This is a genomic window from Streptomyces sp. NPDC005774, assembly GCF_042871645.1.
GTDB lineage: Bacteria > Actinomycetota > Actinomycetes > Streptomycetales > Streptomycetaceae > Streptomyces > Streptomyces pratens.
The window spans coordinates 1-26,196 of the sequence record NZ_JBIAIV010000031.1 but is presented as its reverse complement, the minus strand read 5'-3'; the positions used below and the strand labels follow the sequence as shown (position 1 = coordinate 26,196).

Annotated in this window: 26 protein-coding genes and 2 pseudogenes; 16 read left to right on the top strand and 12 right to left on the bottom strand. The window is 71.0% G+C overall.

Annotated elements, in window-relative coordinates:
- Positions 1-133 precede the first annotated feature (133 nt).
- Positions 134-1,312 carry a damage-control phosphatase ARMT1 family protein gene (locus ACFYQA_RS25160; protein ID WP_388921976.1) on the bottom strand — a complete coding sequence of 393 codons (1,179 nt, stop codon included), beginning with the start codon at positions 1,310-1,312 and terminating at the stop codon, positions 134-136.
- Positions 1,313-1,440: 128 nt separating this feature from the next.
- Positions 1,441-2,088 (bottom strand): ScbR family autoregulator-binding transcription factor, encoded by a 648-nt coding sequence (locus ACFYQA_RS25155; RefSeq protein ID WP_388921973.1) that lies wholly within the window; start codon positions 2,086-2,088, stop codon positions 1,441-1,443.
- A gap of 693 nt (positions 2,089-2,781) precedes the next feature.
- On the opposite strand from ACFYQA_RS25155, the gene ACFYQA_RS25150 reads away from it, so the two are divergent.
- From ACFYQA_RS25150 to ACFYQA_RS25130, 5 genes are all read left to right on the top strand, one after another.
- Complete coding sequence (locus ACFYQA_RS25150; protein WP_388921970.1) at positions 2,782-3,795, top strand: substrate-binding domain-containing protein; 1,014 nt, start codon at positions 2,782-2,784, stop codon at positions 3,793-3,795.
- A 186-nt stretch (positions 3,796-3,981) separates the two neighbouring features.
- Positions 3,982-6,450 carry a nitrate- and nitrite sensing domain-containing protein gene (locus tag ACFYQA_RS25145; protein ID WP_388921967.1) on the top strand — a complete coding sequence of 823 codons (2,469 nt, stop codon included), beginning with the start codon at positions 3,982-3,984 and terminating at the stop codon, positions 6,448-6,450.
- A 50-nt stretch (positions 6,451-6,500) separates the two neighbouring features.
- The gene (locus ACFYQA_RS25140) at positions 6,501-6,929 is read left to right on the top strand and encodes a roadblock/LC7 domain-containing protein (RefSeq protein ID WP_388921964.1); all 429 of its coding nucleotides are present in this window, start codon (positions 6,501-6,503) and stop codon (positions 6,927-6,929) included.
- Position 6,930: 1 nt separating this feature from the next.
- Positions 6,931-7,290 (top strand): DUF742 domain-containing protein, encoded by a 360-nt coding sequence (locus tag ACFYQA_RS25135; protein ID WP_388921961.1) that lies wholly within the window; start codon positions 6,931-6,933, stop codon positions 7,288-7,290.
- A complete protein-coding gene (locus ACFYQA_RS25130; protein WP_388921958.1) occupies positions 7,277-7,873 on the top strand; it encodes an ATP/GTP-binding protein in 597 nt (198 codons plus the stop codon). The genes ACFYQA_RS25135 and ACFYQA_RS25130 overlap by 14 nt, the downstream gene beginning before the upstream one ends.
- 130 nt (positions 7,874-8,003) lie before the next feature.
- Here the strand turns inward: ACFYQA_RS25130 and ACFYQA_RS25125 are convergent, their stop codons facing one another.
- From ACFYQA_RS25125 to ACFYQA_RS25110, 4 genes are all read right to left on the bottom strand, one after another.
- Positions 8,004-9,008 (bottom strand): ABC transporter substrate-binding protein, encoded by a 1,005-nt coding sequence (locus ACFYQA_RS25125; protein WP_388921955.1) that lies wholly within the window; start codon positions 9,006-9,008, stop codon positions 8,004-8,006.
- Between the two features lie 130 nt (positions 9,009-9,138).
- Positions 9,139-9,804 (bottom strand): ABC transporter permease, encoded by a 666-nt coding sequence (locus tag ACFYQA_RS25120; protein WP_388921951.1) that lies wholly within the window; start codon positions 9,802-9,804, stop codon positions 9,139-9,141.
- Positions 9,801-10,508, bottom strand: a complete 708-nt coding sequence (locus ACFYQA_RS25115) for an ABC transporter permease (RefSeq protein WP_388921948.1) — start codon at positions 10,506-10,508, stop codon at positions 9,801-9,803. The genes ACFYQA_RS25120 and ACFYQA_RS25115 overlap by 4 nt, the downstream gene beginning before the upstream one ends.
- On the bottom strand, positions 10,505-11,629 hold the full coding sequence (locus ACFYQA_RS25110; protein WP_386392477.1) for an ABC transporter ATP-binding protein: 1,125 nt from the start codon (positions 11,627-11,629) through the stop codon (positions 10,505-10,507). The genes ACFYQA_RS25115 and ACFYQA_RS25110 overlap by 4 nt, the downstream gene beginning before the upstream one ends.
- Positions 11,630-11,917: 288 nt before the next feature.
- On the opposite strand from ACFYQA_RS25110, the pseudogene ACFYQA_RS25105 reads away from it, so the two are divergent.
- Together ACFYQA_RS25105 and ACFYQA_RS25100 are read left to right on the top strand one after the other, a co-directional pair.
- Positions 11,918-12,292 (top strand): annotated as a pseudogene (locus ACFYQA_RS25105) (response regulator); the annotation flags it as partial.
- A 2-nt stretch (positions 12,293-12,294) separates the two neighbouring features.
- A pseudogene (locus tag ACFYQA_RS25100) lies at positions 12,295-12,606 on the top strand (sensor histidine kinase); the annotation flags it as partial.
- Positions 12,607-12,771: 165 nt separating this feature from the next.
- Here the strand turns inward: ACFYQA_RS25100 and msrB are convergent.
- The 4 genes from msrB to ACFYQA_RS25080 all read right to left on the bottom strand — a co-directional run bounded on the left by msrB (position 12,772) and on the right by ACFYQA_RS25080 (position 16,427).
- Positions 12,772-13,179, bottom strand: a complete 408-nt coding sequence (gene msrB, locus ACFYQA_RS25095) for a peptide-methionine (R)-S-oxide reductase MsrB (RefSeq protein WP_388921945.1) — start codon at positions 13,177-13,179, stop codon at positions 12,772-12,774.
- A 97-nt stretch (positions 13,180-13,276) separates the two neighbouring features.
- Complete coding sequence (gene murC, locus ACFYQA_RS25090; protein WP_388921943.1) at positions 13,277-14,692, bottom strand: UDP-N-acetylmuramate--L-alanine ligase; 1,416 nt, start codon at positions 14,690-14,692, stop codon at positions 13,277-13,279.
- 119 nt (positions 14,693-14,811) lie between these two features.
- Positions 14,812-15,285 (bottom strand): indole-3-glycerol phosphate synthase, encoded by a 474-nt coding sequence (locus ACFYQA_RS25085; protein WP_388921940.1) that lies wholly within the window; start codon positions 15,283-15,285, stop codon positions 14,812-14,814.
- Between the two features lie 251 nt (positions 15,286-15,536).
- Positions 15,537-16,427, bottom strand: coding sequence for a pyrimidine reductase family protein (locus ACFYQA_RS25080; protein WP_388921937.1), 891 nt, complete (start codon positions 16,425-16,427; stop codon positions 15,537-15,539).
- A 37-nt stretch (positions 16,428-16,464) separates the two neighbouring features.
- Between ACFYQA_RS25080 and zapE the strand changes: the two genes are divergently transcribed.
- The 3 genes from zapE to ACFYQA_RS25065 all read left to right on the top strand — a co-directional run bounded on the left by zapE (position 16,465) and on the right by ACFYQA_RS25065 (position 20,185).
- On the top strand, positions 16,465-17,568 hold the full coding sequence (gene zapE / locus ACFYQA_RS25075; RefSeq protein WP_388921934.1) for a cell division protein ZapE: 1,104 nt from the start codon (positions 16,465-16,467) through the stop codon (positions 17,566-17,568).
- Between the two features lie 115 nt (positions 17,569-17,683).
- Positions 17,684-18,679, top strand: coding sequence for a slipin family protein (locus ACFYQA_RS25070; RefSeq protein ID WP_388921931.1), 996 nt, complete (start codon positions 17,684-17,686; stop codon positions 18,677-18,679).
- Between the two features lie 105 nt (positions 18,680-18,784).
- Positions 18,785-20,185: an alkaline phosphatase PhoX gene (locus tag ACFYQA_RS25065; RefSeq protein ID WP_388921927.1), complete on the top strand. Its 1,401-nt coding sequence runs from the start codon at positions 18,785-18,787 to the stop codon at positions 20,183-20,185.
- A gap of 57 nt (positions 20,186-20,242) precedes the next feature.
- Here the strand turns inward: ACFYQA_RS25065 and ACFYQA_RS25060 are convergent, their stop codons facing one another.
- Both ACFYQA_RS25060 and ACFYQA_RS25055 read right to left on the bottom strand, forming a co-directional pair.
- Positions 20,243-20,737 carry an SRPBCC domain-containing protein gene (locus ACFYQA_RS25060; RefSeq protein WP_388921924.1) on the bottom strand — a complete coding sequence of 165 codons (495 nt, stop codon included), beginning with the start codon at positions 20,735-20,737 and terminating at the stop codon, positions 20,243-20,245.
- Positions 20,734-21,120 carry an ArsR/SmtB family transcription factor gene (locus ACFYQA_RS25055; protein ID WP_388921921.1) on the bottom strand — a complete coding sequence of 129 codons (387 nt, stop codon included), beginning with the start codon at positions 21,118-21,120 and terminating at the stop codon, positions 20,734-20,736. The genes ACFYQA_RS25060 and ACFYQA_RS25055 overlap by 4 nt, the downstream gene beginning before the upstream one ends.
- Before the next feature lie 146 nt (positions 21,121-21,266).
- Between ACFYQA_RS25055 and ACFYQA_RS25050 the strand changes: the two genes are divergently transcribed.
- The 6 genes from ACFYQA_RS25050 to ACFYQA_RS25025 all read left to right on the top strand — a co-directional run bounded on the left by ACFYQA_RS25050 (position 21,267) and on the right by ACFYQA_RS25025 (position 26,032).
- Positions 21,267-22,121 carry a polysaccharide deacetylase family protein gene (locus tag ACFYQA_RS25050; RefSeq protein ID WP_388921918.1) on the top strand — a complete coding sequence of 285 codons (855 nt, stop codon included), beginning with the start codon at positions 21,267-21,269 and terminating at the stop codon, positions 22,119-22,121.
- 48 nt (positions 22,122-22,169) lie between these two features.
- Positions 22,170-22,367 carry a hypothetical protein gene (locus ACFYQA_RS25045; RefSeq protein ID WP_388921915.1) on the top strand — a complete coding sequence of 66 codons (198 nt, stop codon included), beginning with the start codon at positions 22,170-22,172 and terminating at the stop codon, positions 22,365-22,367.
- A gap of 33 nt (positions 22,368-22,400) precedes the next feature.
- Positions 22,401-23,129, top strand: coding sequence for a peptidyl-tRNA hydrolase (locus tag ACFYQA_RS25040; protein WP_388921912.1), 729 nt, complete (start codon positions 22,401-22,403; stop codon positions 23,127-23,129).
- 59 nt (positions 23,130-23,188) lie between these two features.
- Positions 23,189-23,587: a hypothetical protein gene (locus ACFYQA_RS25035; protein ID WP_388921909.1), complete on the top strand. Its 399-nt coding sequence runs from the start codon at positions 23,189-23,191 to the stop codon at positions 23,585-23,587.
- A 157-nt stretch (positions 23,588-23,744) separates the two neighbouring features.
- Positions 23,745-24,221 carry a hypothetical protein gene (locus tag ACFYQA_RS25030; protein WP_388921906.1) on the top strand — a complete coding sequence of 159 codons (477 nt, stop codon included), beginning with the start codon at positions 23,745-23,747 and terminating at the stop codon, positions 24,219-24,221.
- A 479-nt stretch (positions 24,222-24,700) separates the two neighbouring features.
- Positions 24,701-26,032 (top strand): DUF692 domain-containing protein, encoded by a 1,332-nt coding sequence (locus ACFYQA_RS25025; protein ID WP_388921903.1) that lies wholly within the window; start codon positions 24,701-24,703, stop codon positions 26,030-26,032.
- Positions 26,033-26,196: the final 164 nt, after the last annotated feature.

Sequence of the window (26,196 nt, the reverse complement as noted above, 5' to 3'; positions counted from 1 at the left end):
CGGCCCGGACATGATCACACCATCGCGTGAACCCTCGCCGAAATGTCGAAATGCCGGTGCGGGAATGCCGAGTACGCGAGTACGCGAGTGCCGAGTACGCGAGACCGCCGTACCGGTACGGGAGCGCGGATCGCTACGCCCGTACCTGGATCAGCGCGTGGGTGCCGCCGGTGCGCCAGCGCTGTTCCTCAGCCGCGACCAGTGCCTTCTCCGTTGCGGGAGCCAGGCCGGTGACGACGTCGGACTTCAGGGTGCGCAGGGCGGCGACCGGTCCGGGGAAATAACCGGTGACGTCGGCGAAGGGTGTGGTGGGGGGCCAGGTACGGTCGCCCACCAGGCGGCGGTAGTTGAGATCACCCTTGACGAGGGTGACCGCGGCCGGGGCGAAGTCGGCGCGGAGGTCGTCGGGCATCTCCTCGTACGGCAGCGGGGAGCAGGAGAACGGGTGGGCGCGGAGGGTGAGCCGTCCGTCGGACAGGGCATCCCAGAGCCTGCGCCCGTAACCGGCCGCCGCTCCCTGGGCCTCGACCAGTCGGCGCAGCGCGTCGACGACGTCGGCGGTCGTGGCGTCGGAGACGTAGTACGGGTACGGCTTGACGTGCAACACCGCCCGGCCGATGGTTCCGTGGTCCAGCAGGTGGGCGATGAGCAGGAGATCGGGGACGAGTTCGCGTCCGGCGTTGTCGGCGACCAGGACGAGGGTGCCCGCGGGGGAGGCGTCCAGCAGCGACCACAGCCTCTCGCTGTCGTCGGCGACCAGCGCGGGGACGGCTGCCGCGAGGTCGGTCCCCTCGGCGGAGAGCCGGAAGCCGAGGTCGGCGCGGTTGCCCCACAGGGAGCCGTGCAGCAGGGCCTGCCCCTGTTCGTCCGCGGGCCGGCCGGCGAGGCCGTCGAGCGCGGCGAGTTCGTCGTCCGTCGCGGATGAGTCGAGTTCGGCGCGCTTGGAGGGTCGGAAGGGGTCGATGCCCTTCCAGGGGCCGGGGCCGAAGTAGCCGACTGCTTGCAGCAGTCGGCGGTAGAACCAACTCTCGGACCACAGCCAGGGCACGTCGTGCCAGGACTGTCCGGCGTACGCGTCCATCCCCCAGGCCGCCCAGCGCTCCCGGTCGTGGGCGTCGGCGGGGAGGGGTTCGATCGTGCCCTCGGTGCAGTTGGCCAGCAGGGCGTCGAGGGCGTGCTGTTGCTCGGGTTCGTACGGGAAGGCGTCGCGTACCTGCCGGATGATCGCGGGGTGCCGCTCGGTGAGCACGCTGTGCGGGAACGATCCGGGCCGGTTGCCGAGGAGCACGGGGGCGGTGGGGGTGTCGGGCATGCGGCTCACCGTAACGCGCGGCGCCGGGCCGCGGGATCGGCCCCACCGACGGGACGGAGGGGCCCTGGAACCGCCCCAGCCGGGGGCCCAGCGGCCCGGCGGAAGCGGCAGACGGGGTCAGACGGGGGTCAGACGGGGGCGATCTCCCGCTCCAGCCGTGCGGCCAGGCTGAGGTAGCGGGCCCTGCGGGTCACCGGGACCAGGCCCCGGATGAGGATCTGCCACATCTCCGCGGTGCGGCGGGGCTGCCGGGCGACGGGTTCCCGGGAGCGGCCCACAACGCGGGTGCCGATGAAGAAGCAGACGAGGGAGTGAGCCACGACGTCGATGTCGACGTCGGGATGGACGTCGGACTCCTTGACCGCGCCGACGAGTCGGGCGGTGACGATGTCCGTCCACTCGGTGAACGGGTGACTGAGCGGCGGACGCGGCCGGGTGCCCCCGGTGGCGAGGCGGAGCCCGGCCCTCAGGACGGGGTCCTCGGCCGACTGGCGGGCTATGCCGAAGGTGAGGCGCATCAGCGCCTCCAGTGAGGTGTGGCCCCGGGTCTCGGTGTCCCTGGCCAGTTTGCGGGAGGTGGCGGACTGGAGCTCCAGGATCGCGTGGGCCAGGTCCTCCTTCGCCGCGAAGTGGAAGTAAAGGGCTCCCTTGGTGACTTGGGCATGCTCGACGATGTCGCTGAGACTGGTCGATTCATAGCCCTGCCGGTCGAACAGATCGGCGGCGGCCGTAATGATCGTCGCGCGGGTCTGCTCGGCGCGTACCTGCCTCGCCATGGGCTGAACTCCTGGGCCGAAAAGGAACGGGTCATGCTGTTTGTTTTTACCGCGCGTACACAATAACTCACCCTGCGACTGCGCTCATCACACCGGTTCACCCCGTGACGCGGCATACATCCGGCAAATCAGCTACGGGCGCGGAAAGAAAACAGCGCGTCCGGTATCTGAGTGTGGCAGGTGTGCGGGCGAAAGAGAACGGTGAGCGGCCTCAAGGGGAACTCGCCCCCCGCCGAAAGGGCTGTTCCCGATGGCCGGCGCCCGGTGGGCCGGGGGAACGGGAAGGTGCGGAGCCGCCTGGTGCCCGCGCGAAGAGACCCGGCCGCCCGAGTGCCGCATGCCGCCCGCGCACACCCATGAAGGCCCGTGAACAACCAGGAATTCGGGGGAAGTTGATTGGAGGTCGGCCGTCCGGGCGCCGCGGAGCAGGTTCCGTACCGTCCACGCGGTTCGATGCAAAGGAGCCCCTTCCGCCCCTGTCGCCTCAGACCTCACCGTTCATCACAATGCGGCAGCATCGTCTCACTTCACGTGGCTGGTCACTTGACTACCAGTAGCAAGACGCGATTGGCTCCCGTCCCAGCGGGAGTCACCCAATCGGCGTACACGCCGCGGCTCCGCCCCTGCTCACGTCCCCTGTTCACGTCCCCTCCCCTCTCCTCCAGCTCGGCGTACAGCGAGGTCCGCTCCCTCATGAACACTCGTCCCCCGGCCCACGGTTTCCCGAGACGGCCCGTTCGCCTCACAGCCCTGGCGGCAGCCGTCGTCCTGATGGCGACCGGCTGTTCCGTCTTCGACACGGCCGACGACTCCTCGGATGCGAAGAGCGCGGGCGCGGCCGGCGACGGGATGAGCATCGTGATGGTCACGCACGGCGGTGAGAGGGACATCTTCTGGGACCGGGTGAAGAAGGGCGCCGAAGCCGCCGCCGCGAAGGACGGCATCAACCTCACGTATGTGAGCGACGCGGACCCGGAGGGCCAGGCCGAGCTCGTGCGCAACGCCGTCCGCGACAAGGTGGACGGCATCGCCCTGACGCTGGCCAAGCCGCAGGCGATGAAGGGGCCGGTGGAGGAGGCACGCAAGGCGGGCATCCCCGTCGTCGGGCTCAACTCCGGTATCGACGCCTGGAAGTCGTCGGGGCTGCTGGAGTACTTCGGCCAGGACGACGGCGTCGCGGGCCAGGCCGTGGGCAACAAGCTCAACGAGCTGAAGGCCAAGAACGCCCTCTGCGTCATCCACGAGCGGGGCAATGTCGGACTGGAGGCGCGCTGCGCCGGCATGCGGAAGACGTTCGACGGCAAGTTCGAGAATCTCTACGTGGACGGCTCCGACGAGCGCGCCGTCTCCGGCATCGTCACCGCGACGCTGCGGCAGGACCCGACCATCGACGAGGTCGTCGCCAACGGCGCGCAGTACGGCCTCCTCGTGGCCGAGGCCGCCAAGAAGGCGGACACCGGGGCGCGGGTCGCCTCCTTCGACCTCACCGAGGAGCTGGTGGACGCCGTCCGCGGCGGTGACGTCCAGTTCGCCGTCGACCAGCAGCCCTACCTCCAGGGCTATCTCTCCGTGGACGCGCTGTGGTTGTACCGGACCAACGGCAACATCAGCGGCGGCGGGGTGTCGCCCGTGCTCACCGGGCCGGCGTTCGTCACGAAGAACAACGCGGCCTCGGTCGCGGAGTTCGCCGCCAACGGCACCCGGTGACGGACACATCCGGTGAGGACGTACCCAAGGATTCGGTTACGAACGGACCGTACGGTCACTTGTGCGGATAGCATCCTGCGCATCACCTGTGACGTACCGGACGTACGCCCTCCGCACGCGTCCGCAGCCCGTCCCCCTCCTGCCCTCTGCCCGCATTTCCGATGATCCGACCGCTCTAGGACGACGATGTCTCCACGGACAGGTGCCCGGCGCCGTCTCGGCTCCATACGTCTCTCGCTGGTCCTCCTGGCACTGGTTCCCACCGTCACCCTCACCGCCATGTGGGGCGTGACGACGATCCAGATGTTCTCGGAGGGACTGCGGCTCCGCTCCCAGACGGAGCTGAGCCGGTCGACCGGCGCGATGGGCACCGACGCGACCCTGGCGTTGCAGCGGGAGCGCGGGCTGACCGCCGCCTGGCTGGCCTCGCCGAAGGACTCCCGGGCCGCCCTCGACGCGCAGCGCGAGAAGACCGACGCCGCGGTGGCGAGACTGGTCGGACAGGCCGACGCGATCGCCGAGGCACCGGCCCGCGTGTCGGACCCGCTGTACTCGGTGCTGGGTTCGGTGGGCAGCCTGGAGTACTACCGGAACCAGGTGGACAAGCCGAGCGACATCACCGCCGAGCAGGCGCTCGACCACTACTCCTCGATCATCCAGGACCAGATCCACGCCTTCCAGCAGCTGTCGCAGGTCGACGACGGCGACCTGACCTCCCAGGCCGGACCGCTGGTCTCGCTGGAGCAGGCGGCGGAGGTGCTCTCCCAGGAGAACGCGCACCTCACCCTGGCCTGGCCGTCCGGAAAGCTCGAGGACGAGTCCTGGGCCACCTTCGCGGAGCTGGTCACCACCCGCCGCTGGCTGGTCGAGGCCCAGATCGTGCCGTTCCTGCGCGGCAGCACCAAGACACAGGCCGAGCAGATCCTGCAGAGCCCCGAGTGGCGGACCCTGCAGGAGGTCGAGGACGAGGTACGCGACTCCCGTCCCACGGCCGAGGACCGGAGGATCAGCCTGCCGGACGCACAGAAGCGGTGGGACGCCGCTCTGGACAAGGTCGCACCCCAGTACGCCGCCCTGATCGAGGAACAGACCGGCGCGCTGCTCACCCGCAGCGCCGACGAGGCCCGCAGCATGCTGCTGACCGCGGCCTCGCTCAGCGCCGGCGGACTGATCGCCCTGCTGCTCAGCGTCGGCATGTCGTGGCGGATCACCCGCTCCCTGTCCCTCAGGCTGCGCGGGCTGCGCATGGCCACCCTCAGCCTGGCCGAGGAGCGGCTGCCCGACGTGGTGGCGCGGCTGGAACGGGGCGAGAAGGTCGACGCCGAGTCGGCGATCACGCCCCTCGACTACGGCCACGACGAACTCGGCCAGGTCGCCCAGGCGTTCAACACGGCGCAGCGCACCGCCGTGCACACGGCGGTCGAACTCGCCGACACCCGGCGCGGTTTCCAGAAGGTCATCCTGGGCATCGCCCGCCAGAGCCAGAACCTGGTCAACCTCCAGCTCAGCAAGCTCGACCTGCTGGAACGCACGCACACCGACCCCGAGGTCCTCAAGGGACTGTACGAACTCGACTCCACGGCCAGCCAGTTGCGCCGCTACGAGGAGAACCTCGTCATCATCAGCGGCGAGCGGCCCGGCCGTTCGTGGAGCGAGCCGGTCGCGCTGATCGACATCCTGCGCAGCGCCGTCGGTGAAGTCGCCGAGTACCAGCGGGTGGACGTGCACACCGACGAGGAGGTCGCGCTGGCTCCGCCCGCGGTGGCCGACGTCATCCACCTGCTGGCCGAGCTGATCGACAACGCGACGGTGTACTCGCCGGCGCCGAGCCCCGTCGGGGTACGCGCCGCGGTGGTGGCCAAGGGCCTCGCCGTCGAGATCGAGGACCGGGGCCTGGGCATGTCGCAGGAGGACTACGCCTCGATCAACACCCAGTTGGCCAGTCCCCCGCAGTTCGACGTGGTGGCGCTCGCCGACGACCTCCGGCTCGGCATGTTCGTGATCTCCCAGCTGGCCCACCGGCACGGCATCACCGTCACCCTGCGCCCGTCGCCGTACGGCGGAACGGCGGCGATCGTGCTGATCCCGCACGCGATCGTGGTGCGGAACGCCGCGCCCGCCCCCCAGGAGGCCACGCCCGCCCTCGCCGACGAGGCCGTCGGCGTCACGGACCGTGAGCCGGCACACGTCACACACGCCACGAGCGAGGCGAACACGGCGGCCGGGGCCGACAGCGCCGACGGGGCATCCGTCCCGGACGCCCCGGGCACCCCGGACGTGCCGCCGCCGCTGCCGTCCCGCTCCGGGGCCGCCGCCCGCCCGGACACCGCCGCCCCCGCGTCCCGGCCGAACGGACTCACCCCGCTCCCCCGCCGCGTGCCGCAGACCAGCCTGGCCGCCGAACTCCGTGAGGAGGTGGCGACGCCGGACGTCGAGGACGACGCCGAGGACTTCACGGCGGAGCACGCCGCCTCCTCCCTCGCCGGCTTCCAGCGCGGCACGTTCGAGGCACGTGACGACGCCGGGGCCGACAACGATGCCGTGCGGCCGGCCGCCGATGACGACACGACGGCGTCCTCCGGGGTACCCACAGAAGTGCCCGCCGAGGTATCGGCCGCCTCCCGAGAGCTCTCGACACCGCCCGCCGACCGCTGAACGCCGAACACCGAACACCGAACACCGAACACCGAAGAAGGAACACAGTCATGACACGCCCCATACCCGCCACTCACACCCAGCTCGATCAGCTGCTGACCGGACTCGTGGAGCGGGTCGCCGACGTGAACCAGGCCGTGGTCCTGTCCGAGGACGGGCTGGTGGTCAGCAAGTCCACCGGTTTCCTGCGCGACGACGCGGAACGTCTGGCGGCCACCGCGTCCGGGCTGATGAGTCTCAGCAAGGGCGTCAGCATGGACTTCCGCGGCGGCCCGGTGCGCCAGGCGCTCATCGAGATGGCCAACAGCTACCTGATCCTCACCTCGGCCGGGCCCGGCGCCCATCTCGTGGTGCTCACCGGCCCGGGTGCGGACGTCGGTGTGGTCGCTTACCAGATGAACATGCTGGTGAAGAAGATCGGTGAGCACCTCAGCGCGGCACCCCGGGGCACGGCAGACCCCTCCGGCTCCGGCGCGTGAGGTGGACGGAGGCGATGTCGCGGGCCGGCTCGTCCGACCGTTCACGCTGACCGGTGGGCGGACACGGCCGAGCCGCGCCGACTTCACGCTCATCACGATGGTGACGACGGTCGAGCCCCAGCCCGTGGAGGCCGCCCGGCCCCAGCCCGAGCACACACGCATCCTGCGGCTGTGCACGGAGCCCGTCGCGGTGGCGGAACTCGCGGCGCGCCTCGACTTCCCGGTGAGCGTGGTCGTGATCATGCTCTGCGACCTGCTGGAAGCGGGCCGGATCACCGTCCGCCCGCCGCATCACGTCACCTGCACCACACCGGACCTGGATCTGCTGCAGAAAGTGAGGGACGGCCTTGGCCGGCTCTGACATCACCGCTCCGGCGCCCACCGAGCGTCCGGCACCCGACACGGTCAAGATCCTGATCGCCGGGGGCTTCGGCGTGGGCAAGACCACCATGGTCGGCTCGGTCAGCGAGATCGCCCCGCTGCGCACCGAGGAACCGCTGACCATGGCGGGCCTGGGCGTCGACGACCTCGACGGCATCGAGGAGAAACGTGCCACCACCGTGGCACTGGACTTCGGCCGGATCACCGTCTCCGACGACCTCGTGCTGTATCTGTTCGGCACGCCGGGCCAGCAGCGGTTCTGGTTCATGTGGAACGACCTGTCCCTCGGCGCGCTGGGCGCGGTGGTCCTGATCGATGTGCGCAGGCCCGAGTCGAGCTTCGCCGCGGTCGACTTCTTCGAGCGCCGGGGCATCCCGTTCGTCATCGCCGTGAACGGCTTCCACGGGAAGCACCCGTACCCGGTCGAGGACATCCGGGAGTCGCTGACGCTGCCCGAGGGCGTCCCGGTGCTGCTGTGCGACGCACGGGACCGGACGTCGTCCAGGAATGTGCTGATCGCCCTGCTGGACCGGCTGATCGCCGCCGCCGCGCCGACGGGGTGAGGCGCGCGGTCGGGGCGCGGGAGGAACGCAGGTGGGGCGCGGCCCACCGCGGGCCGCGCCCCACCCCCTCGGGGAAGAATCGTTACGCCGGAGGGACTCCCGACTGACGGGGCGTCCGGGGGACGAACCGTCAGACCAGTCCGGCCGACTCCAGCCAGGCCTTCGCCACGTCCAGCGGGTCCTTCTTGTCCAGCTGGACCTGGGCGTCCAGGTCGAGCAGGGTCTCGGTGTCCAGCTTGGCGGAGACCTTGTTGAGCGCGTCGACACCCTCCGGGGAGAGAGCGTCCTTGTGGACCAGCGGGGTCACGTTGGCGAAACCGAAGAGGTTCTCCGGGTCCCCGAGGACGACGAACTTCTCCTTCACGATCGTCGGGTCCGTGGTGAAGATGTCCGCCGCCTGCACCTCGTTCTGAGTGAGCGCCGCCTGGGTCAGCGGACCGCCCGCGTCCAGCGCCTTGAACGACTTGAATTCCAGTCCGTAGACGGACTTCAGGCCCTCCAGTCCCTGGCGCCGGGTCTGGAACTCGGGCGAGCCGCCGATCACCAGCTCCGGTGCGACGTCCTTGAGGTCGGCGAGGGTGGACGACGCGGTGAGCTTGTACTTCTTCGCCGTCTCGGCGTTGACGCTGACGGAGTCCTTGTCCTCGGCCGGCGACGGGTCCAGCAGCGTCAGCTTCTTGTCGAGCTTGGCCTTGACTGCGGTATTGACGGCCTCGGGGGACTCCTGCTCGGTCCCGGGGTCGAGGTAGGCGAGCAGGGAGCCGTTGTACTCGGGCAGAACAGTGATGGAGCCGTTCTTCATCAGACCGTAGGTCGTCTCCCGGCTGCCGATGTTGTGCTTGTAGGTGACCTTGAGGCCCTTGGCCCTGAGTGCTTCGCCGTAGATGTCGGCGAGCAGGGTGCTCTCGGCGAAATTGTTGGAACCGACGACGACGGTGCCGGCTTCCGCCTTCTCCCCCTCCAGGGGGTTGTCGGAGGTGTCGCCGGACGAACAGCCCGCGAGCAGGGCCGTCGCGGCGGCGAGCGCGACGGCCGCCGCACCGGTGTGCCTCGTCCTGGACCAGCTGTTCTTGGGGCCTCTCGTTTGGATCGGGCCGGGCTCGCGGGGCCCGGTGCCTGATCCGGCCTGATCCAAACGAAAGACCCTAGCGGTAGAAGTCATCCACCGATCCAATCCAGCCGCTTCACTCTCCGTCAAGCGCGGCTGGATCACGGTTGTCACTCGGCGGGCCGTGCGCGGGGTTCTTCCCTCGGCCCTTCCGCTGCTATCGCCTGCGCACCCCGGGTGACACCACGAATCGTCCCGCCGCCCAGAACAGCACGAGCGTGACGAGCGCCAGGACCGCCACCAGGGTGGCGCCGCCGACCACCTTCTCGTAGTCGCGCTGGTAGAGCCCGTCGATGATGTACCGGCCGAGGCCGCCGAGACTGACGTACGCGGCGATGGTGGCCGTGGACACGATCTGGATGGCCGCCGAGCGCAGTCCGCTGAGGATGAGCGGTAGCGCCACCGGCACCTCGACCTGGAAGAGGATCCGCGACTCGGGCATGCCCATGCCGCGTGCCGCGTCCACCGGGGAGGGGTCCACGGTGCGGACGGCCTCGTAGGTGGTCACCAGGATCGGCGGGACGGCCAGGACGACCAGCGGGATCATCACGGGCAGCAGGCCGAAGCCGATCAGCAGGACCACCAGCACCAGCAGGCCGAAACTGGGCAGGGCGCGGGCGGCGTTGGCGATGAAGGCGAGCGCGTTCCCGCCGCGGCCGGTGTGCCCGGTCAGCAGGCCGACGGGCAGGCCGATCGCGGCGGCGACGGCGAGCGCCAGCAGCGAGTACTGGAGGTGTTCGAGGAAGCGTTGCGGAATGCCGTCGTAGCCCTGCCAGTTGGCGCTGTCGCCGAAGAACGCGTGGGCGAAGTCGAAGATGTTCACAGGGCCTCGACCTCGGCTTCTTCGAACCGCCCCGGACCCACGGTGGACCTGGTCCCGGACTGTGTACCGCGTGGCATCCAGGGCGTGAGCAGGACCCGGAGCAGGACCAGCAGGACGTCGCACAGGATCGCCAGTACGGCCATGGTGAGCACGGCGTTGACCGCGAGCTCGGGCCGGTCGTACTTCTGCGCGGCCGCGAGCAGGTTGCCGAGGGCACCCTGGTTGCCGATCAGGGCGCCGACGCTGACCAGGGAGATGCTGGACGCGGTGGCGACCCGCAGGCCGGCGATGATGGCGGGCGCGGCGATCGGCAACTGCACCTGGGTGTAGCGCCGTACGGGGCCGAAGCCCATGGCGGTGGCGGCGGCCAGGGTCTCGTCCGGTACCGAGCGCACGCCGTCGACGATCGCCGGGATCAGCACCACCAGGCTGTACAGGGCCAGCGGGATCATCACGGTGAGTTCGGTCTGGCCGGTGTAGTCGATGAGGACGACGAAGAACGCCAGTGACGGGATGGCGTACAGCACGGTCGTCAGGCCGAGCACCGGCGGGTACAGCCAGCGGAAGCGGCCGCACAGCTGGGCGATGGGCAGCGCGAGCAGCAGCCCGGCCGCGACCGGGATCAGCGCCTCCCTCAGGTGCAGTCCGATCAGGCCGGCCCAGCTGTGCTGGAGGTCGCTGGGGATGTCGAAGAGGCCGCTCATCCGGCGACCTTCTCGTCGTCGGCGCGGCCGCCTCGGTGCGCCGTGCGGATGGCGTCGCCGATGGTCTGCTGGGAGACGACTCCCCGCACCCGGCCGGCGTCGTCCACGGCGACGGCCCAGCCGGTCGGGGAGAGTACGGCGCAGTCGAGTGCGACCCGCAGCGAGTCCACCCCGGGCACGAACGGGCGCCCGTACGGCAGGAGCTGGTCGGGCCGGATGTCTCCGGCGGTCAGCCGGCGCGGCTCGGACCAGCCGAGCGGGCGTCCCTCGTCGTCGGTCACCAGGAGGTGGGCGGCGTCGGCCGCGCCGATCCGCTCGGCGGTGGCGTCCGGCGGGATCACGGTGTCGGTGGCCAGTTCCAGTGCGGTGGTGGTGAGGAAGGAGAGCCGCCGGATGCCCCGGTCGGCGCCGAGGAAGTCCTCGACGAACGCGTCCGCGGGGTCGGAGAGCAGCTCGGCGGGCGGCGCGTACTGGGCGAGCCGGCCGCCCTCGCGCAGGACGGCGACCATCGTGCCGAGTTTGACCGCCTCGTCGATGTCGTGCGTGACGAAGACGATGGTTTTGCCCAGCTCCTCCTGGATCCGCAGGAGTTCGTCCTGGAGGCCCTTGCGGACCACCGGGTCGACGGCCGAGAACGGCTCGTCCATCAGCAGCACCGGCGGGTCCGCGGCCAGCGCCCGCGCCACCCCGACGCGCTGCTGCTGGCCGCCGGAGAGCTGGTACGGGTACCGCTTGGCCATGGCGGTGTCGAGGCCCACCCGCTCCATCAGCTCCGCCGCCCGTTCCCGGGCCCGCTGTTTGCCCCAGCCGAGCATGCGGGGCACGGTGGCGATGTTGTCGACGATGGTGCGGTGCTGGAACAGTCCGGCGTTCTGGATGACGTATCCCATGGACCGGCGCAGGGTGGTGACCGGCTGCCGCTGGATGTCCGCACCGTCGAGCAGGATCGTTCCCTCGGTGGGTTCGACCATGCGGTTGATCATGCGCAGGGTGGTCGTCTTGCCGCAGCCCGACGGTCCGACGAGGACGGTGATCGAGCGGTCGGGAATCTCCAGGGAGAGCCGGTCGACCGCCACCGTGCCGTCCGGATAGCGCTTCGTGACTGATTCGATCCGTATCAAGACGCCGGATGCCCTTCGGGTGGCTGGAAACTTCTGGCCGAGACGGCCGCGGGGTCTGCCGCCGGTCGAGTTTAGACGGCACCTCCGACATCGCCCGGAGAACGGGTTGTCCGCGCCTCCCCTGCCTCCGTGCCCCTCGTCTGCGGCACGGCCGGCCGCCGGACGGGCCGCCCCGGCCGCCCGACTGGGTCGCCCCACGCCGCCGCCTGCCCCGCGCCCACCACGGGAAACCTCACGTGAACCCGCTGTTCGAAACACCTCCGGGGCCGGATACCTCAGTATGGGCGGGTGGAGAAAGTGCGGCTGCTCGTCGTGGACGACGATCCACCGGTAGCCGACCTGGTGGCGACCGTTGCCCGGTACGAGGGCTGGGAGACCGTCACCGCCCACTCCGGTGAGGAGGCGCTGCGTCGAGCCGCCGCGTTCCGGCCGGACATCGTGGTGCTCGACGTGATGCTGCCCGATGTCGACGGCTTCGACGTGCTGGACCGGCTGCGCGGCTCCCGGGCGATGCTGCCGGTGGTGTTCCTCACCGCCCGTGACGGGGTCGCCGACCGGGCGGCGGGGCTGACCCGGGGCGGGGACGACTACCTGATCAAGCCGTTCGCCGTGGAGGAACTGATGGCACGGCTGCGGACGGTGCTGCGGCGCACCGCGGGCCCGGAGTCCGCCGCCCGCCCGGCACCCGCGTCGACGTGTCCGTGACCGTGACCGACGCCGGCGCCGCCGCGCGGATACGGGTCGCCGACGGCGGGCCCGGCATCCCGGCCGAGGACCGGGAGCGGGTGTTCGACCGGTCCTACCGGGTCGACAAGGCCCGCAGCCGTGACCGGGGCGGCAGCGGCCTCGGCCTCGCGGTCGCCAGATCCCTGGTCAGGGCGCACGGCGGCGACATCGAGCCGAGCACCGGCGGGCCGGGACCGACGGTCTTCACCGTACGGCTCCCGCTCAACGGGCAGGGCGTCACGAACCGTTGAGGACACCACGACGCCCCACCGGCCGGTGGGGCGGGCGGTATCCCGCACGGACCTACGGACCTACGGACCTATGGACGCACGGAGACACGGACGCACGGAGACGCCGAAGGGCCGCCGCGGACGACGAATCCCCGGCGGCCCTTCGGTATCGGCGCGGTGTGCGGATCAGCCCTCGGCGGACCGCAGCTTCAGCGAGATGCTGTTGATGCAGTACCGCTGGTCCGTGGGCGTCGCATACCCCTCACCATCGAACACGTGTCCGAGATGTGAGCCGCAGCGGGAACAGCGCACCTCGGTGCGCACCATGCCGTGCGACCGGTCCTGGATCAGTTCGACCGCTTCGGAGTCCCGCGGGTCGTAGAACGAGGGCCAGCCGCAGTGCGACTCGAACTTGGTCTTCGAGGTGAACAGTTCGGCACCGCAGGCGCGGCACGCATACACGCCCTCGGCCTTGGTGTCGGTGTACTCACCGGTGAAGGCCGGCTCCGTGGCCGCCTGGCGCAGCACGGCGTACTCGGACGGCGACAGTTCCGCGCGCCACTGCTCGTCCGGCTTCTCCACGTCGTACGACATGAGCCTCCAGCCTTTCCACTTCTTCTTGCCGCTTCTCTTTACGTCTTCGACGTTCCTGCGTCGACGTTCCTGCGTCGGCGCTCCCGCGTCGACGCCGCTACTTCGACAGACGGTCCAGGATCAGCGGGCCGAGGTCGGTGACGTCGCCCGCTCCCATGGTGAGAACCAGATCACCGGGCTTCGCCATTCCCGCGACGGCCTCCGGGATCTCCGTCCTGTCGTGCACCGGCGTCACGTCCGCGCCGGCCGCCCGCGCCGCGTCGATGATCAGCTCGCTGGTGACGCCGGGGATCGGGTCCTCGCGGGCCGGGTAGATGTCGAGGACGACCGAGGAGTCGGCCAGGGCCAGGGCCTCGCCCATCTCCTTGCCCAGCTCCCGGGTGCGGGAAAAAAGGTGCGGCTGGAAGACGACCAGGATGCGGGCGTCGCCCGCGGCGCCGCGCATCGCCTCCAGGTCGGCGGTCATCTCGGTCGGGTGGTGCGCGTAGGAGTCGATGACCTGGACGCCCGCCGCCTCGCCCTTGAGCTGGAGGCGCCGGTTCACGCCGGTGTACGCGGCCAGCGCCGGGGCCAGTTCGGTGGCCGGGATGCCGAGTGCGGCGCCCGCGGCGAGCGCGGCCACGGCGTTGTGCGCGTAGTGGCGGCCCGGGACGGACACCGTGAAGGTGAGCGGGGTGCCCTCGAACTCGGCGGTCACCTCGCTCTTCAGGCCCTGCGGGACGACCGACGTCACCCGCACGTCGGCGTCCGGCGACTCCCCGTACGTCACCGTCCGCACGGAACCGGCGACATCGGCGGAGCCCGCCGCGTCGCGCAGGCGCCGGGTCAGCTCCCGCGCACCCTCGTGGTCCGACGAGATCACCAGCGTGCCGCCGGGTACGACCCGGCCGACGAACGTCTCGAAGGATTCGTGGATCTCCTCCATGGACGCGTAGTTGGCGTGGTGGTCCAGCTCCACATTGAGGATGATCGCCACCTCGGGCGCGTACTTGTGAAAGCTGCGGTCGGACTCGTCCGCCTCGGCGACGAAGATCTCGCCGTCGCCGTGCAGCGCGTTGGAACCCGGCACGTCCAGGTCGCCGCCGATGGCGTACGACGGCCGTCGTCCCAGCTCGGTCAGGGAGACGGCCAGCATCGAGGTGGTCGTGGTCTTGCCGTGGGTGCCGGCCACCGCGATCGGGCGCAGGCCCTCCATGAGGGCGGCCAGCGCGTCGGAGCGGTGGACCACGGGCACGCCCAGTTCGGCCGCGCGGACCAGCTCCGGGTTGTCCTCGCGGATCGCCGACGACACGACCACACAGCTCGCGTCGTCGGCCAGGTGACCGGCGGCGTGCCCGATGTGCACGGTGGCACCCAGCGCGCGCAGCGCCTCGGCGGTGGCGGACTCCTTGGCATCGCTGCCGGCCACCTTGGCGCCGCGCTGCGCGAGGATTTTCGCGATGCCCGACATCCCGGCGCCGCCGATGCCGATGAAGTGCGGTCGGTCCATGGCGGTAGGAAGGCCGGGTGCCATGCGTGTTTCTCCCCAGTGGTGACGAGTGGTGCGGATCGTACGAGTGGTGCGGGTCCTACAAGTGGTGCGACGAGCGGGACGAGGGTCCCCGCGCCCTCGTGCGAAGGCGCAGCCCCAGCCTATGTCTTGCTGTGCGAGAACAGTTTCAGCACCGGGACTCCCACCTTGTGCCGGGCCCGGGAGGCCCAGTCACGGTGGAAGAACTCCTCCACGTAGTGCGGATCGGTGAGCACGATCACCTCGTCGGCCCCGGCCTCCTGGACCATCGTTCTCAGCGCGTCCAGCGGGTGGTCCTCGATCAGCCGGCCCTCGGCCTCGTGGCCGGCGGCGTGCAGGGCCTGCAGGGAGACCTCCAGGGCCCGCTCCCCCACGGTCTTGGCCTCCTCGCCCTCGGGGGTCTCCCCCTCGCGGACGGCGTCGTCGAGCTCGCCGAGGGCCACGTCGTCGATGGCCCGCAGCAGCCGGTCCGCCTGCTCTCCGCGCGGCTGGAGCAGCACCTGGAAGGTGACCTGCTCGTCGCCGTGCAAGGTGGTGACGAAGTCCACGTCGGCGGACGTCAGGGCCTTCTCGATCATCAGTACGCTTGTGAACACCAGGCGCCCCTTCTCCTCGGAGGGCCACGGGCCCTCTTCCCCGTGGGCCGAGCCAGGCCCTGCGGAAACCATCCTGCCCCGTGTTCGCACGGGCACTGCCGAATTCAGTCTGCCCCTCGCGACATCAAGCGGAACGGAACATTCCGCCGATTACCGGACCAGCGGTAACCATCGAACCCGTTTCCGTATATTTCCGGTCACGTGGCCCGACCACTTCCGGCCACGCCCGGCCCCCTCCGGCCACACCGGGGTCAGGACCGTGCGTACCGCGTGAAGAGAAAGCCGTCCTCCTCCAGCATCGACTTCAGCGTGAAACGCCGCGGAAGTGTCACAGAGGGCCCCCCGGCGATGCGCTGAGCGTCACCCGCGGTGAGCATCGGGGCGACGGTCAGGCAGAGTTCGTCCAGCACCCCGGCCGCCACCAGCTGTCCCAGCAGTCGCGGGCCGCCCTCGGTCAGCAGCCGGGTGTACCCCCGCTCCGCGAGGGCCCGGACCGCACGCCCCGGGTCCACACCCGCTCCCTCCCCGGCGGTCACGACCCGGGCCCCGGCCGCCTCGGCTGCCGCGACCCTGGCCGGGGGCGCGGCGGAGCCGGTCAGGATCAGGGTGGGCACCAGCGGGGAGGTGAACAGCGGCAGGGAGAAGTCCAGGTCCAGGCTCGCGGACACGACCGCGATCGCCGCGGCCGGCCCCTGCCCGGCCGACTCCCGCGCCGCCGCGAACCCGGCACGCGCGCGTGCCGGCCGGTAGCCCTCCTGCCGAACCGTTTCCGCACCGACGAGCACGACGTCCGCCAGCGCCCGCAGCGTGCCGAAGATCCGCATGTCGGCGGGGCAGGAGATGGGCTGCGAGCGGCCTTCGTGCTGGGCGGCACCGTCGAGCGTGGACACCATGTTGGCCCGCAGCCACGGCACCCGGCCCTCGCCTGGCCCCGAGCCTGCCTCTACCCCTGCCTCCGCCTCCGCCTCCGCCTCCGGGTAGGCGTACGCGGCCGCCAACTCGGCCAGACTCCACTCCCGGCCGTTTCCGTCCTCGCCTCCACCGCTTTCAGGGCCACCACGGCCACCACGGCCGCCTCCGGAGGTACCGGACCTCCCGCCGGGAGCTGCTGTTTCGTCGGTCACAGGGAACAGGCGTCGCATGACGTGCAGTGTTCCACGCCCCGTAGTATGAGTAAGCGTGTCGTCCTCCTCCCCCGCCTCCCGGCCCGGTGCCACGGCCGAAGCGGCCCCGCTGTCCCTGTGCGCCCGTGAGCCGTATGTCCCCGCGGACCGGCTCGTCGCCGAGATGGTGCCGCCGCCGCGGTTCGACGCGGTCCGCTTCGGCACGTACATACCGGACCCGAACCAGCCCAGCCAGACCGAGGCCGTGCGCGCCCTCGAAGGCTTCGCGGCGGGTCTCGGCGAACCCGGGGCCGGCGGTTCCGGCAAGCGCAGGCTGTTCGGCTTCGGCAAGGCGGCGAAGCCCGCCCCGGCCGGCCCCCGCGGCGTCTACCTCGACGGCGGGTACGGCGTCGGGAAGACCCACCTGCTGGCCTCCCTCTGGCACACCACCCCGGCCGAGCCCGCGCTGAAGGCGTTCGGCACCTTCGTGGAGCTGACCAACCTGGTCGGCGCCCTCGGCTTCCAGCAGACGGTGCGGACCCTCTCCGGCCACCGGCTCCTGTGCATCGACGAGTTCGAGCTGGACGACCCCGGCGACACCGTGCTCGTCTCCAGCCTGCTCGGCAGGCTGGTCGAGGCCGGCGTCGCACTCGCCGCCACCTCCAACACACTGCCGGGCAAGCTCGGCGAGGGCCGGTTCGCCTCGGCCGACTTCCTGCGCGAGATCCAGGGCCTGTCGGCCCACTTCCGCGCCCTGCGCATCGACGGCGAGGACTACCGCCACCGCGGCCTGCCGAAGGCACCGCCGCCGTACACCGACGAGCTGGTGTCCAAGACGGCGTACGCCACCGAGGGCGCCTCCCTGGACGGCTTCGCGGACCTGCTGGACCACCTCGCGAAGGTGCACCCCAGCCGGTACGGCGCCCTGACCGACGGACTCGCCGCCGTGTGCCTCACCGACGTCCGGCCGGTACCGGACCAGTCGACGGCACTGCGTCTCGTCGTCCTCGCCGACCGCCTCTACGACCGCGAGGTGCCCGTACTCGCCTCGGGACTGCCGTTCGACCAGCTGTTCAGCGAGGAGATGCTGGAGGGCGGCTACCGGAAGAAGTATTTCCGGGCCATCTCCCGCCTCACCGCCCTGGCCCGGGACGCGGGCCGACTCACGGGGACACCGTAGCCACTTCCTCCCTGCCGGCCGCATGGCCTCACCCATGGCCCCGGCCGGGGCGGCGGGCATATCGTGACAGGAGTGACCGTAAGCATGTGAAGCAGACCTCTGACGGGAGGTCGTCATGGTCGAGGAACTGCTCACCGCGGCCGTCGCCACCGGTGCCGCGGGCGTCGTCTATCTCACCGCGGCGGCGCGGGTCGTCAAGCAGTACGAGAGGGGAGTGGTCTTCCGCCTCGGCCGGCTGCACCGCAAGGAGCGTCAGCCCGGGTTCACCATGATCGTTCCGTTCGTGGAGCGGTTGCACAAGGTCAATCTGCAGATCGTCACGATGCCGGTGCCCGCGCAGGAGGGCATCACCCGGGACAACGTGACGGTGCGGGTGGACGCGGTGGTGTATTTCAAGGTCGTCGACGCGGCCGCGGCGCTCATCAACGTCGAGGACTACCGGTTCGCGGTCTCCCAGATGGCTCAGACCTCGCTGCGTTCGATCATCGGCAAGAGCGACCTCGACGACCTGCTGTCCAACCGGGAGATGCTGAACCAGGGCCTGGAGCTGATGATCGACAGCCCGGCGGTCGGCTGGGGCGTGCAGATCGACCGGGTCGAGATCAAGGACGTCTCACTGCCCGACACCATGAAGCGGTCCATGGCCCGCCAGGCGGAGGCCGACCGCGAGCGCCGCGCCCGGGTCATCAACGCCGACGCCGAATTCCAGGCGTCGAAGAAGCTCGCCGAGGCGGCGCAGCAGATGGCGGACACGCCCTCCGCTCTGCAACTGCGGCTGCTCCAGACCATTGTGGCGGTCGCGGCCGAGAAGAACTCCACCCTGGTACTGCCCTTCCCCGTCGAGCTGCTGCGCTTCCTGGAGCGGGCCGCCCAGCCACCGGCACAGCAGGAACGCGTTCTCGAGGAACCCGGACCGTCGGCCGACCGGGACGGGGGCCCCGCCGGAAATGTGGACGGGGACAAGGACGGGAGCCGTCCCCCGGAAACCGATCGCCCGGTCCCGGACTTCGGGCGCCTGGCCACGGACACGGACACGAAACCCGATACCGGCCCCGGCCCCCGACCTGACCCCGGGCCCGTGACGCGAGACCGCCCACGGACAGACGCGTGACACGTGCTCCGCGCGTGGTTCCCGTGACTCACGGCAGGTGATAGACACGGCGGGACCACAGTTCCTGTCCGCCAGCAGGAAGGTTCCCCCATGTCAGAAGCAGGCATGCCGGAAACAGGGTCCGACACCGGATCCCTGTCCTCGACACGACGCCAGTTACTCGCCCGTTCCGGCGCTCTGGGTATCGGCATCGCGTTCTCCGGCGCCCTCTCCGAGCTCTTCACCCCCGCTGCCGCCGCCGCGCAGCACCTCGGTCATCACGACTACGGCCCCCTCGTCCCCGACCCCGACGGGCTGCTCGACCTGCCGAAAGGTTTCCGCTACCGGGTGCTGTCGCGCGAGGGCGACGCACTGCGCTCCGGTGAGGGTCCCGTCCCCTCCAACCATGACGGCATGGCCGCCTTCGCGGGCGGGCAGGGCCGCGTCCATCTGGTCCGCAATCACGAGAACCGCGCCAACGGCAGAATCCCGGTCCCGGTGGTCAAGGGCCTGACCTACGACCCGGAGGGCAAGGGCGGCTGTACGTCGCTGACCCTGGACTCCCGCGGCCGGGTACGCTCGGAGCGGGTCGCGATCGCCGGTACGGCCGTCAACTGCGCGGGCGGCCCGACTCCTTGGGGCACCTGGCTGACCTGCGAGGAGACCGAGGACAAGGCGGGCACCAACGGCTACACCAAGGACCACGGTTTCATCTTCGAGGTCGACGGCGCCGATCCGCGCCGCACGGGCGCCGTACCGCTGACCGCGATGGGCCGCTTCCAGCACGAGGCGATCGCGGTCGACCCGAAACGGGGCGTCGTCTACGAGACGGAGGACGCCTTCGAACGGCCCTTCGGCCTCTTCTACCGGTTCCTGCCCGACAAACCGCTGGGCGGCACCGGCTCGCTGCGCGCGGGCGGCCGACTCCAGGCGATGCGGGTGCCCGGGGTGCCGGACCTGTCCTCGGTCCAGGAGACGGGCGCCCGGTTCGACGGCATCGAGTGGGTGGACGTACCGGACCCGCTGGCCGCCGGGACGCCCATCCGTTTCCAGGACTTCGGCACCGGCGGCGTCACGCACGCGCAGAAGCTGGAGGGCTGCTACTGGGGCGGGCGGTCGGCGTACTTCGTGTCGTCCTTCGCCCGCAGCGCGGAGGGTTCGGCCGGTGACCACTACGGGCAGATCTGGCGCTACGACCCGGACCGGCGCCGGCTGACGCTGGTGATCGCCTTCGGTCCGGACACCGACGTACAGCTTCCCGGCGAGTCACCGGACAACATCTGCCTCGCCCCCAGCGGCGGCCTGATGGTCTGCGAGGACGGCGGCGGCGCGCAGCACGTCTACGGTGTCACCCGACGCGGCGAGGTGTACGAGGTGGCCCGCAACCGGCAGAACCGGGGCACTGCCGAGGGCCCGGACTTCGGCGAATTCGCCGGGGTCGCGTTCTCCCCCGACGGCCGGACGATGTACGTCAACTGCTACGACCCCGGGACGACGTTCGCGGTCACGGGGCCCTGGCGGCGGTAACGGTACGGGGCCGGCCGGAGCAGGGTGTCCCGGCCGGCCCGGCGGTCCGTACGCGGCTCAGGCGGCCACCAGCAGGTCGTCCATCTGTCCGATCGACTGCCGCAGCCCCTCGACCATGCCCATCTCGGCCAGCTGCTCCATCTGCTCCCGGGTGTCGAAGACCGAGCGCAGTTCCATCCTGGTCCCGCCCTCGCCCTCGCGCTCGCTGAGCGTCATCCGCACCATCGTGGTCGGCATCTCGGGGTTCGGTTTGCCGTCCGGGCCGGAGAAGCCGTCGGTGAATTCGAGGGCGGTGGGCGGCGTGACCGTCGCGATCCGCCACCAGCCGCCGAACTTCTCGCCCTCCGGGCCGGTCATGAAGTACGTGACCTCCCCGCCCGGGGTGAGGTCGTGCTCCTCCACGGTCGCCGGGTAGGTCGGCGGCCCCCACCAGCGCTCCAGCTGCCGCGGGTCGGCCCACAGCTGCCACACCCTCTCGATCGGTGCGGCGAAGTCCGCGATCACGGTGAGGGTCAGCCGGTCGAGATCCTTGTCCACGTTCGTGACAGTCATCGGTCCTGTCCTTCCGTCGTTTCCTTGTCGCCGGACCCGGCGTCGGTTCCGGCATCGTCCGCCAGCAGACCGGACATCCGGTCCACGCGCGCCCTCCATGCCGTCTCCAGCTCGTCGAGGGCCTGGCGGGCCCTGCCCACCGCGTCGCGGTCGGTACGCACGAGCTGCTCCCGGCCGCGGCGCTGCTTGGTGACCAGACCGGCCCGCTCCAGCACCGTGACGTGTTTCTGCACCGCGGCGAAGCTCATCGGGTACGCCTCGGCCAGACGTGACACGGACAGCTCACCCCGCACACAACGACGGAGTATGTCGCGACGCGTCGCGTCGGCCAGGGCGTGGAACAGCCGGTCCACGGTCTCGTCGGTCAACCCATCTACAACCATTTGGTTGCACGTTAGCCTCGCGCGTCCCATGCCGCAAGCGGAGGGCGGGAAAGCGCCACACCAGGACTCCGCCACGCGGGTGGCACCGCACCGCACCCACCCGCGAACACGGATGAACGCCACGAGACCACCCATATCTTCATACAGTGATCACATCGGTACGCCGAGCAGCAGCCGTCTGCGCCCTCACCCTCGCGCTCGCCGCCTGCGCCGCCCCCCACTCCCCGCAGCGGCCACGCCCCACCCCCTCCGTCACCCCCACGACACCGGCCCCGCGCCTGCCCACCCTGGCCCCGGGACCGGCCGGTCTGACCCCGGTCTTCGAGAACGCCCCCCGAAGCGCCGGGAAGACCGTGGCCCTCACCTTCGACGCCGACATGACCGCCGACCAGGGCCCGCGTGCGGCGGCGGGCGAGCGCTTCGACCATCCCCGGCTGATCGCCACCCTGCGCGCACTGAAGGTGCCGTCCACCGTGTTCATAACGGGGCGCTGGGCCGAGGAGTACCCGGGCCAGGCCCGTTCCATCGGCCGGGACCCGCTCTTCGAGGTCGCCAACCACTCGTACAGCCACTACGCGTTCACGGACGACTGCTACGGCCTGCCGACCGTCGGCCGGGACCGGATGCGCGCGGACGTGGAACGGGCATACACGGCCTTCCGCAAGGTGGGGGTGGCGCACCCGATGCCGTACTTCCGCTTCCCCGGCGGCTGCTACGACCGCGAGGCGCTGAAGGCACTCGTCCCGGCCGGTGTCACCGCCGTGCAGTGGGACGTGGTCGGCGGTGACGCCTTCGCCACGGACGCCGACGCGGTGGCCCGGCAGGTCCTGGACGGAGTGCGCCCGGGTTCCGTCGTCGTCCTGCACTGCACCCGCAGCGCGGCCCCGGCGACCGAGCGCGCGGTACGGACGATCGTCCCGAAGCTGCGCCGCCAGGGCTACCGCTTCACGAAGGTCTCCGACCTGATCGCGACCGTGCCGACGGCACCGCTGCCGGGCTGACGGAACCGGGCCCCGGCACTCCGCCGGACACGGTCCTACCCTGGAGGCATGACCGACACCGACACCGGGACCGACACGGACTACTGCCTGATCGACACGGCCAGGCCGCCCAGGGCCGAGGGACCTCCGTACGCGGAGTGCGTGCTGTGCCGGGAGCCCACGGAGTATCCGGAGTCGCACAAGGGGATCACCATGTGTCCGGCCTGTGAGTGGCAGGAGGCACAGCGCACGGCCTGCTCGGGCTGACGTAAGCGCGGCACGGCTTGGCAGACTGCCGGGATGAACAACGATCAGACCTCTGACCGGACATCCGCCGCCGCGAGCCCCTTCCGCTCCGAGCCCGGCGCCCGCGACGAGGCCCCCCAGTTCGTGCTGCCCCTGGTGGCGCGCATCGAGAAGTCGGTGCCCCCGGCCCGCACGGACGCGCTGGAGACGGCGGCCCGCGCGGTGCTGACGATCCTGTCGGACGAGCGGTCGGTGGGCGAGGGCGAGTGGGCGCGGGTGATGCGCGACTGGCAGGACGCCCGCATCCGCAAGGTGGTGCGCAGGGCCCGCGGCGCGGAGTGGCGCCGCGCGGAGGCCCTGCCCGGCATCACGGTCACCGGCACATCGGCGGAGGTCCGTGTCTTCCCGCCCGTCCCACTGGACGGCTGGCCCAAGGACCTGGCCCGCCTCCAGGTCTCCGGCACCGACCTGGACGACCCGGAACCCCCGCCCCCGGCCGATCCCACGGCCCCCGCCCTCTGGTTGAACCCCGACCTCGACATGTCGGCCGGCAAAACCATGGCTCAGGCGGGCCACGCGGCCCAACTGGCCTGGTGGAAGCTGTCCGACAAGGACCGCACCGCTTGGCGCGACGCCGGCTTCCCCCTCTCCGTCCGTCCCGCCGTCCCGTCCCACTGGGCCGCCCTGGTCACCAGCGGTCTCCCCCTGGTCCGCGACGCGGGCTTCACGGAGATCGCCCCGGGCTCCAGCACGGTGGTGGCGGACCACCCGGCCCTCCGCTGACGCCCGTGCCCGGTGTCAGCGGTGACTGCGGTGTCAGCGGTGCCTGCGATGCTGCCGACATGATTCCGTGGAACTTACTCGATCTCGACAGAGCCCTGCGGGCGAGCTGGGCCGCCGACACCTGTTCGCCCGACGACATGGCCGACTGGCAGCCGGCCAACCCGGCCTGCGGACAATGTGACATCACGGCCCTGATCGTCAACGATGTCTTCGGCGGCGACCTCATGGTCGGCGAGGTGTACCTCGAGGGGGCCCAGCGCGGCTTCCACTGGTGGAACCGCCTGTCCAGCGGCGTGGAACTCGACCTGACCCGCGAGCAGTTCCAGCGCGGACAGACCGTCACGGCCACCCGTGTCGTCGAGCGTCCGTCGGGACCCCTGCCACGCCGCTGGGAGGAGTACCTCCTGCTGCGCGAGCGCGTCACCAAGCACCTGGGCCGGCTCCCGGAGCCCACCTGAGCGGGCGGCCCTGCCCGGTGGGCCGGCCGAGACGGCCGGGGGCGCCGCCCCCGGCCCCTTTCCGGGAGACGGGCACTGTCATGATTCGGCCACGGCCGATACCACCTCACCCATATACCGGGCGCGTTACGGCTGGGACCTCAGGACCACGGGAGTCGTGGCCGTCTGCGCCGTCTTCACCACGCTCCTGCTGTTCTCCGACATGCCTCTGTACACGCGCGTCCTGGGTCCGCCGCTCTTCGGCGTGGGCGGGCTGTTCATGGCGTACGTGGCGCTGAGTGGCAAGGTCGCGTTCCGGGTGGACGAGACGGGTGTGCTGCTCGGCAAAAACCCCGCCCGGTACGGGGCCTCCACCGCCCATGTGCCCTGGGGCGACACCACCGGCGTGGTGCTCTGGCGGCAGGCCACGGGCCGCTCCTCCCTGCTCCACGTCGGGGTCGTCCGACGGGAGGGCGCTCCGGCCCTGCCCGGCGACGGCCCGAAGGCCCGTGCCGTCCTGGAGCATCTCGTGCCGGTTCCGGCCGATGTCGCGATGACCTCCCGGCCGGTGTCCGGGTGGCGCCTCGACCAGGGGCGGCTGACGGCCGCCGTGACCCACTTCGCGCCCGGCCTTCCCCTGTACGACCATCGCTAGGGGTGCCCGAAGAGACGATCACGCCGGGGCGTCACCGGCGTGCGGACACCGGGACGGGGCGGTGGGGAAGTCGCCGATGCCGGGGACGACACGTTCGGGCGTCTTCCATGAGGAAGTGGCCGGCCCCGGGGACGACGAACTCGGCACCGGGCATACGGTCGCTGAGCCGCTTCGCGCAGTGGAGGGACTGCCACTGGTCCTCCACGCCCCACATGATGCGGACGGGCATGGTCAGGCGCCCGAGCCCGTCGCTGGTCTCCTCGGTGCACTTCGAGTCGTGCGACCGAGCCGACCGCCGCTCGTACTCTCCGAAATCCGTCCGGCGGCTTCTTCCCGGAAGCTCAAATGTTGCTCTGAAGGTGACCGTGGCACGGTTCGGGCGTGGGCTTCGGGGCCATACCCCTGTCACGTCCCGTCGGACGCCCGACGGGGGCCGACGGGGGCCGACGGGGTGGCCGGTCGAGAAGGGGGACAGGGGCATGGAGCGACTCGGGACGGGGATCGGGTGGCGGCCGGAGATCGCCAGGGACATCGAGCGGATGCCGGGGATCGACTGGGTCGAGGTGGTGGCCGAGAACGTGTGTCCCGGGCATGTCCCCCAGTCGCTGCTGCGGCTGCGCGACCGCGGGGTGACCGTCGTACCGCACGGGGTCGCGCTCGGACTCGGCGGGGCCGAGCGACCGGACGCGGGACGGCTGGAGGCGCTCGCCGAGCGGGCCACGGCGCTCCGGTCGCCGCTGGTCACCGAGCACATCGCGTTCGTGCGGGCGGGTGGGCCGCTCAGCGCCTCCCCCCGGCTCGAGGCCGGTCACCTGCTGCCGGTGCCGCGTACCAGGGACGCGCTCGACGTGCTGTGCGAGAACGTCCGGATCGCCCAGGACGCCCTGCCCGTACCGCTCGCCGTGGAGAACATCGCGGCGCTGTTCTCCTGGCCCGGTGAAGAGATGTCCGAGGGCCAGTTCCTGTACGACCTGGCCGACCGCACCGGCGTACGGCTGCTCATCGACGTGGCCAATCTGCACACCAACCACGTCAACCGCGGTGAGGACCCGGCGAAGGCGCTCGCCGAACTTCCCCTGGAGGCCATCGCGTACGTCCATGTCGCGGGCGGCGTCGAGCGGGACGGTGTCTGGCACGACAGCCACGCCCACCCCGTGCCCCGGCCGGTACTGGACATCCTCACCGACCTCGCCTCCCGGGTCTCCCCTCCCGGCGTGCTCCTGGAACGGGACGAGAACTTCCCCGAACCGGGCGAGCTGGAGCGGGAGCTGACGTCCATTCGGGAGGCGGTGGAGAAGGGTGCGGCCGCGCGGAGCACGGCACAGGCGAAAAGCTCCGGCTCCCCTTCCCACTCCGGCTCCGTGAGGGAATCCGGCTCCTGCGAGCCCGCGCGGCAGCGGGTCGCGCTCGCCCAGGCGGCGGTGCTGTCCTCGCTGGTCGCCGGGACGCCCGTGCCCGAGGGGTTCGACCGGGTGCGGATGGCCGTGCAGGCGCGGGCGCTCGCCGCGAAGCGGGCGGATGTCGTCGCCAAGGTGGCGCCCGAGTTGCCGGTGATGCTCGGCCGGCGGTACCGGGCGGCCTTCCTCGCCCATGCGCAGAAGTGGCCGATGACCGGGGGTTACCGGCAGGACGCCCTGGACTTCGTCGAGCAGTTTCTGCTCGCTTCCGGGCAGCGGGAGCGGCAGGACGAGCAGGTGACCTTGCGGGAGTTGCGGGAGTGGTGGCTCGAGCGGTCCGGGCCGGTGCCGCGGTCACGTCGGCCCGTGGTGCGGCTGGCGCGCGCCACGCGGCGGGTGCTGCTGCGGCGTTGAGGCCGGAGCACGCGCGTCGGAGCGGGACCCGTCTCCGGCACCCGGCACCCGGCACCCGGCCCGTCAAACCGGAACCTGTCAAAGCGATCAAGGCAGGTAGATCGTTCTAACGTTGTGCCGGGATCAGTGGGCCGTCCGGTGCCGGCTTGTTGATCCAGGCGGCT

What these genes read in the sequence shown, in the direction of transcription:
- ACFYQA_RS25150 (WP_388921970.1), top strand. Translation starts at nt 2,782, where the DNA reads ATGAACACTCGTCCCCCGGCCCACGGTTTCCCGAGACGGCCCGTTCGC.
- ACFYQA_RS25025 (WP_388921903.1), top strand. Translation starts at nt 24,701, where the DNA reads ATGGAGCGACTCGGGACGGGGATCGGGTGGCGGCCGGAGATCGCCAGG.
- ACFYQA_RS25115 (WP_388921948.1), bottom strand. Translation starts at nt 10,508, where the DNA reads ATGAGCGGCCTCTTCGACATCCCCAGCGACCTCCAGCACAGCTGGGCC.
- ACFYQA_RS25065 (WP_388921927.1), top strand. Translation starts at nt 18,785, where the DNA reads ATGCCGGAAACAGGGTCCGACACCGGATCCCTGTCCTCGACACGACGC.
- ACFYQA_RS25070 (WP_388921931.1), top strand. Translation starts at nt 17,684, where the DNA reads ATGGTCGAGGAACTGCTCACCGCGGCCGTCGCCACCGGTGCCGCGGGC.
- ACFYQA_RS25140 (WP_388921964.1), top strand. Translation starts at nt 6,501, where the DNA reads ATGACACGCCCCATACCCGCCACTCACACCCAGCTCGATCAGCTGCTG.
- ACFYQA_RS25145 (WP_388921967.1), top strand. Translation starts at nt 3,982, where the DNA reads ATGTCTCCACGGACAGGTGCCCGGCGCCGTCTCGGCTCCATACGTCTC.
- ACFYQA_RS25080 (WP_388921937.1), bottom strand. Translation starts at nt 16,427, where the DNA reads ATGCGACGCCTGTTCCCTGTGACCGACGAAACAGCAGCTCCCGGCGGG.
- ACFYQA_RS25155 (WP_388921973.1), bottom strand. Translation starts at nt 2,088, where the DNA reads ATGGCGAGGCAGGTACGCGCCGAGCAGACCCGCGCGACGATCATTACG.
- ACFYQA_RS25035 (WP_388921909.1), top strand. Translation starts at nt 23,189, where the DNA reads ATGATTCCGTGGAACTTACTCGATCTCGACAGAGCCCTGCGGGCGAGC.
- ACFYQA_RS25040 (WP_388921912.1), top strand. Translation starts at nt 22,401, where the DNA reads ATGAACAACGATCAGACCTCTGACCGGACATCCGCCGCCGCGAGCCCC.
- ACFYQA_RS25055 (WP_388921921.1), bottom strand. Translation starts at nt 21,120, where the DNA reads ATGGTTGTAGATGGGTTGACCGACGAGACCGTGGACCGGCTGTTCCAC.
- ACFYQA_RS25060 (WP_388921924.1), bottom strand. Translation starts at nt 20,737, where the DNA reads ATGACTGTCACGAACGTGGACAAGGATCTCGACCGGCTGACCCTCACC.
- murC (WP_388921943.1), bottom strand. Translation starts at nt 14,692, where the DNA reads ATGGCACCCGGCCTTCCTACCGCCATGGACCGACCGCACTTCATCGGC.
- ACFYQA_RS25160 (WP_388921976.1), bottom strand. Translation starts at nt 1,312, where the DNA reads ATGCCCGACACCCCCACCGCCCCCGTGCTCCTCGGCAACCGGCCCGGA.
- msrB (WP_388921945.1), bottom strand. Translation starts at nt 13,179, where the DNA reads ATGTCGTACGACGTGGAGAAGCCGGACGAGCAGTGGCGCGCGGAACTG.
- ACFYQA_RS25045 (WP_388921915.1), top strand. Translation starts at nt 22,170, where the DNA reads ATGACCGACACCGACACCGGGACCGACACGGACTACTGCCTGATCGAC.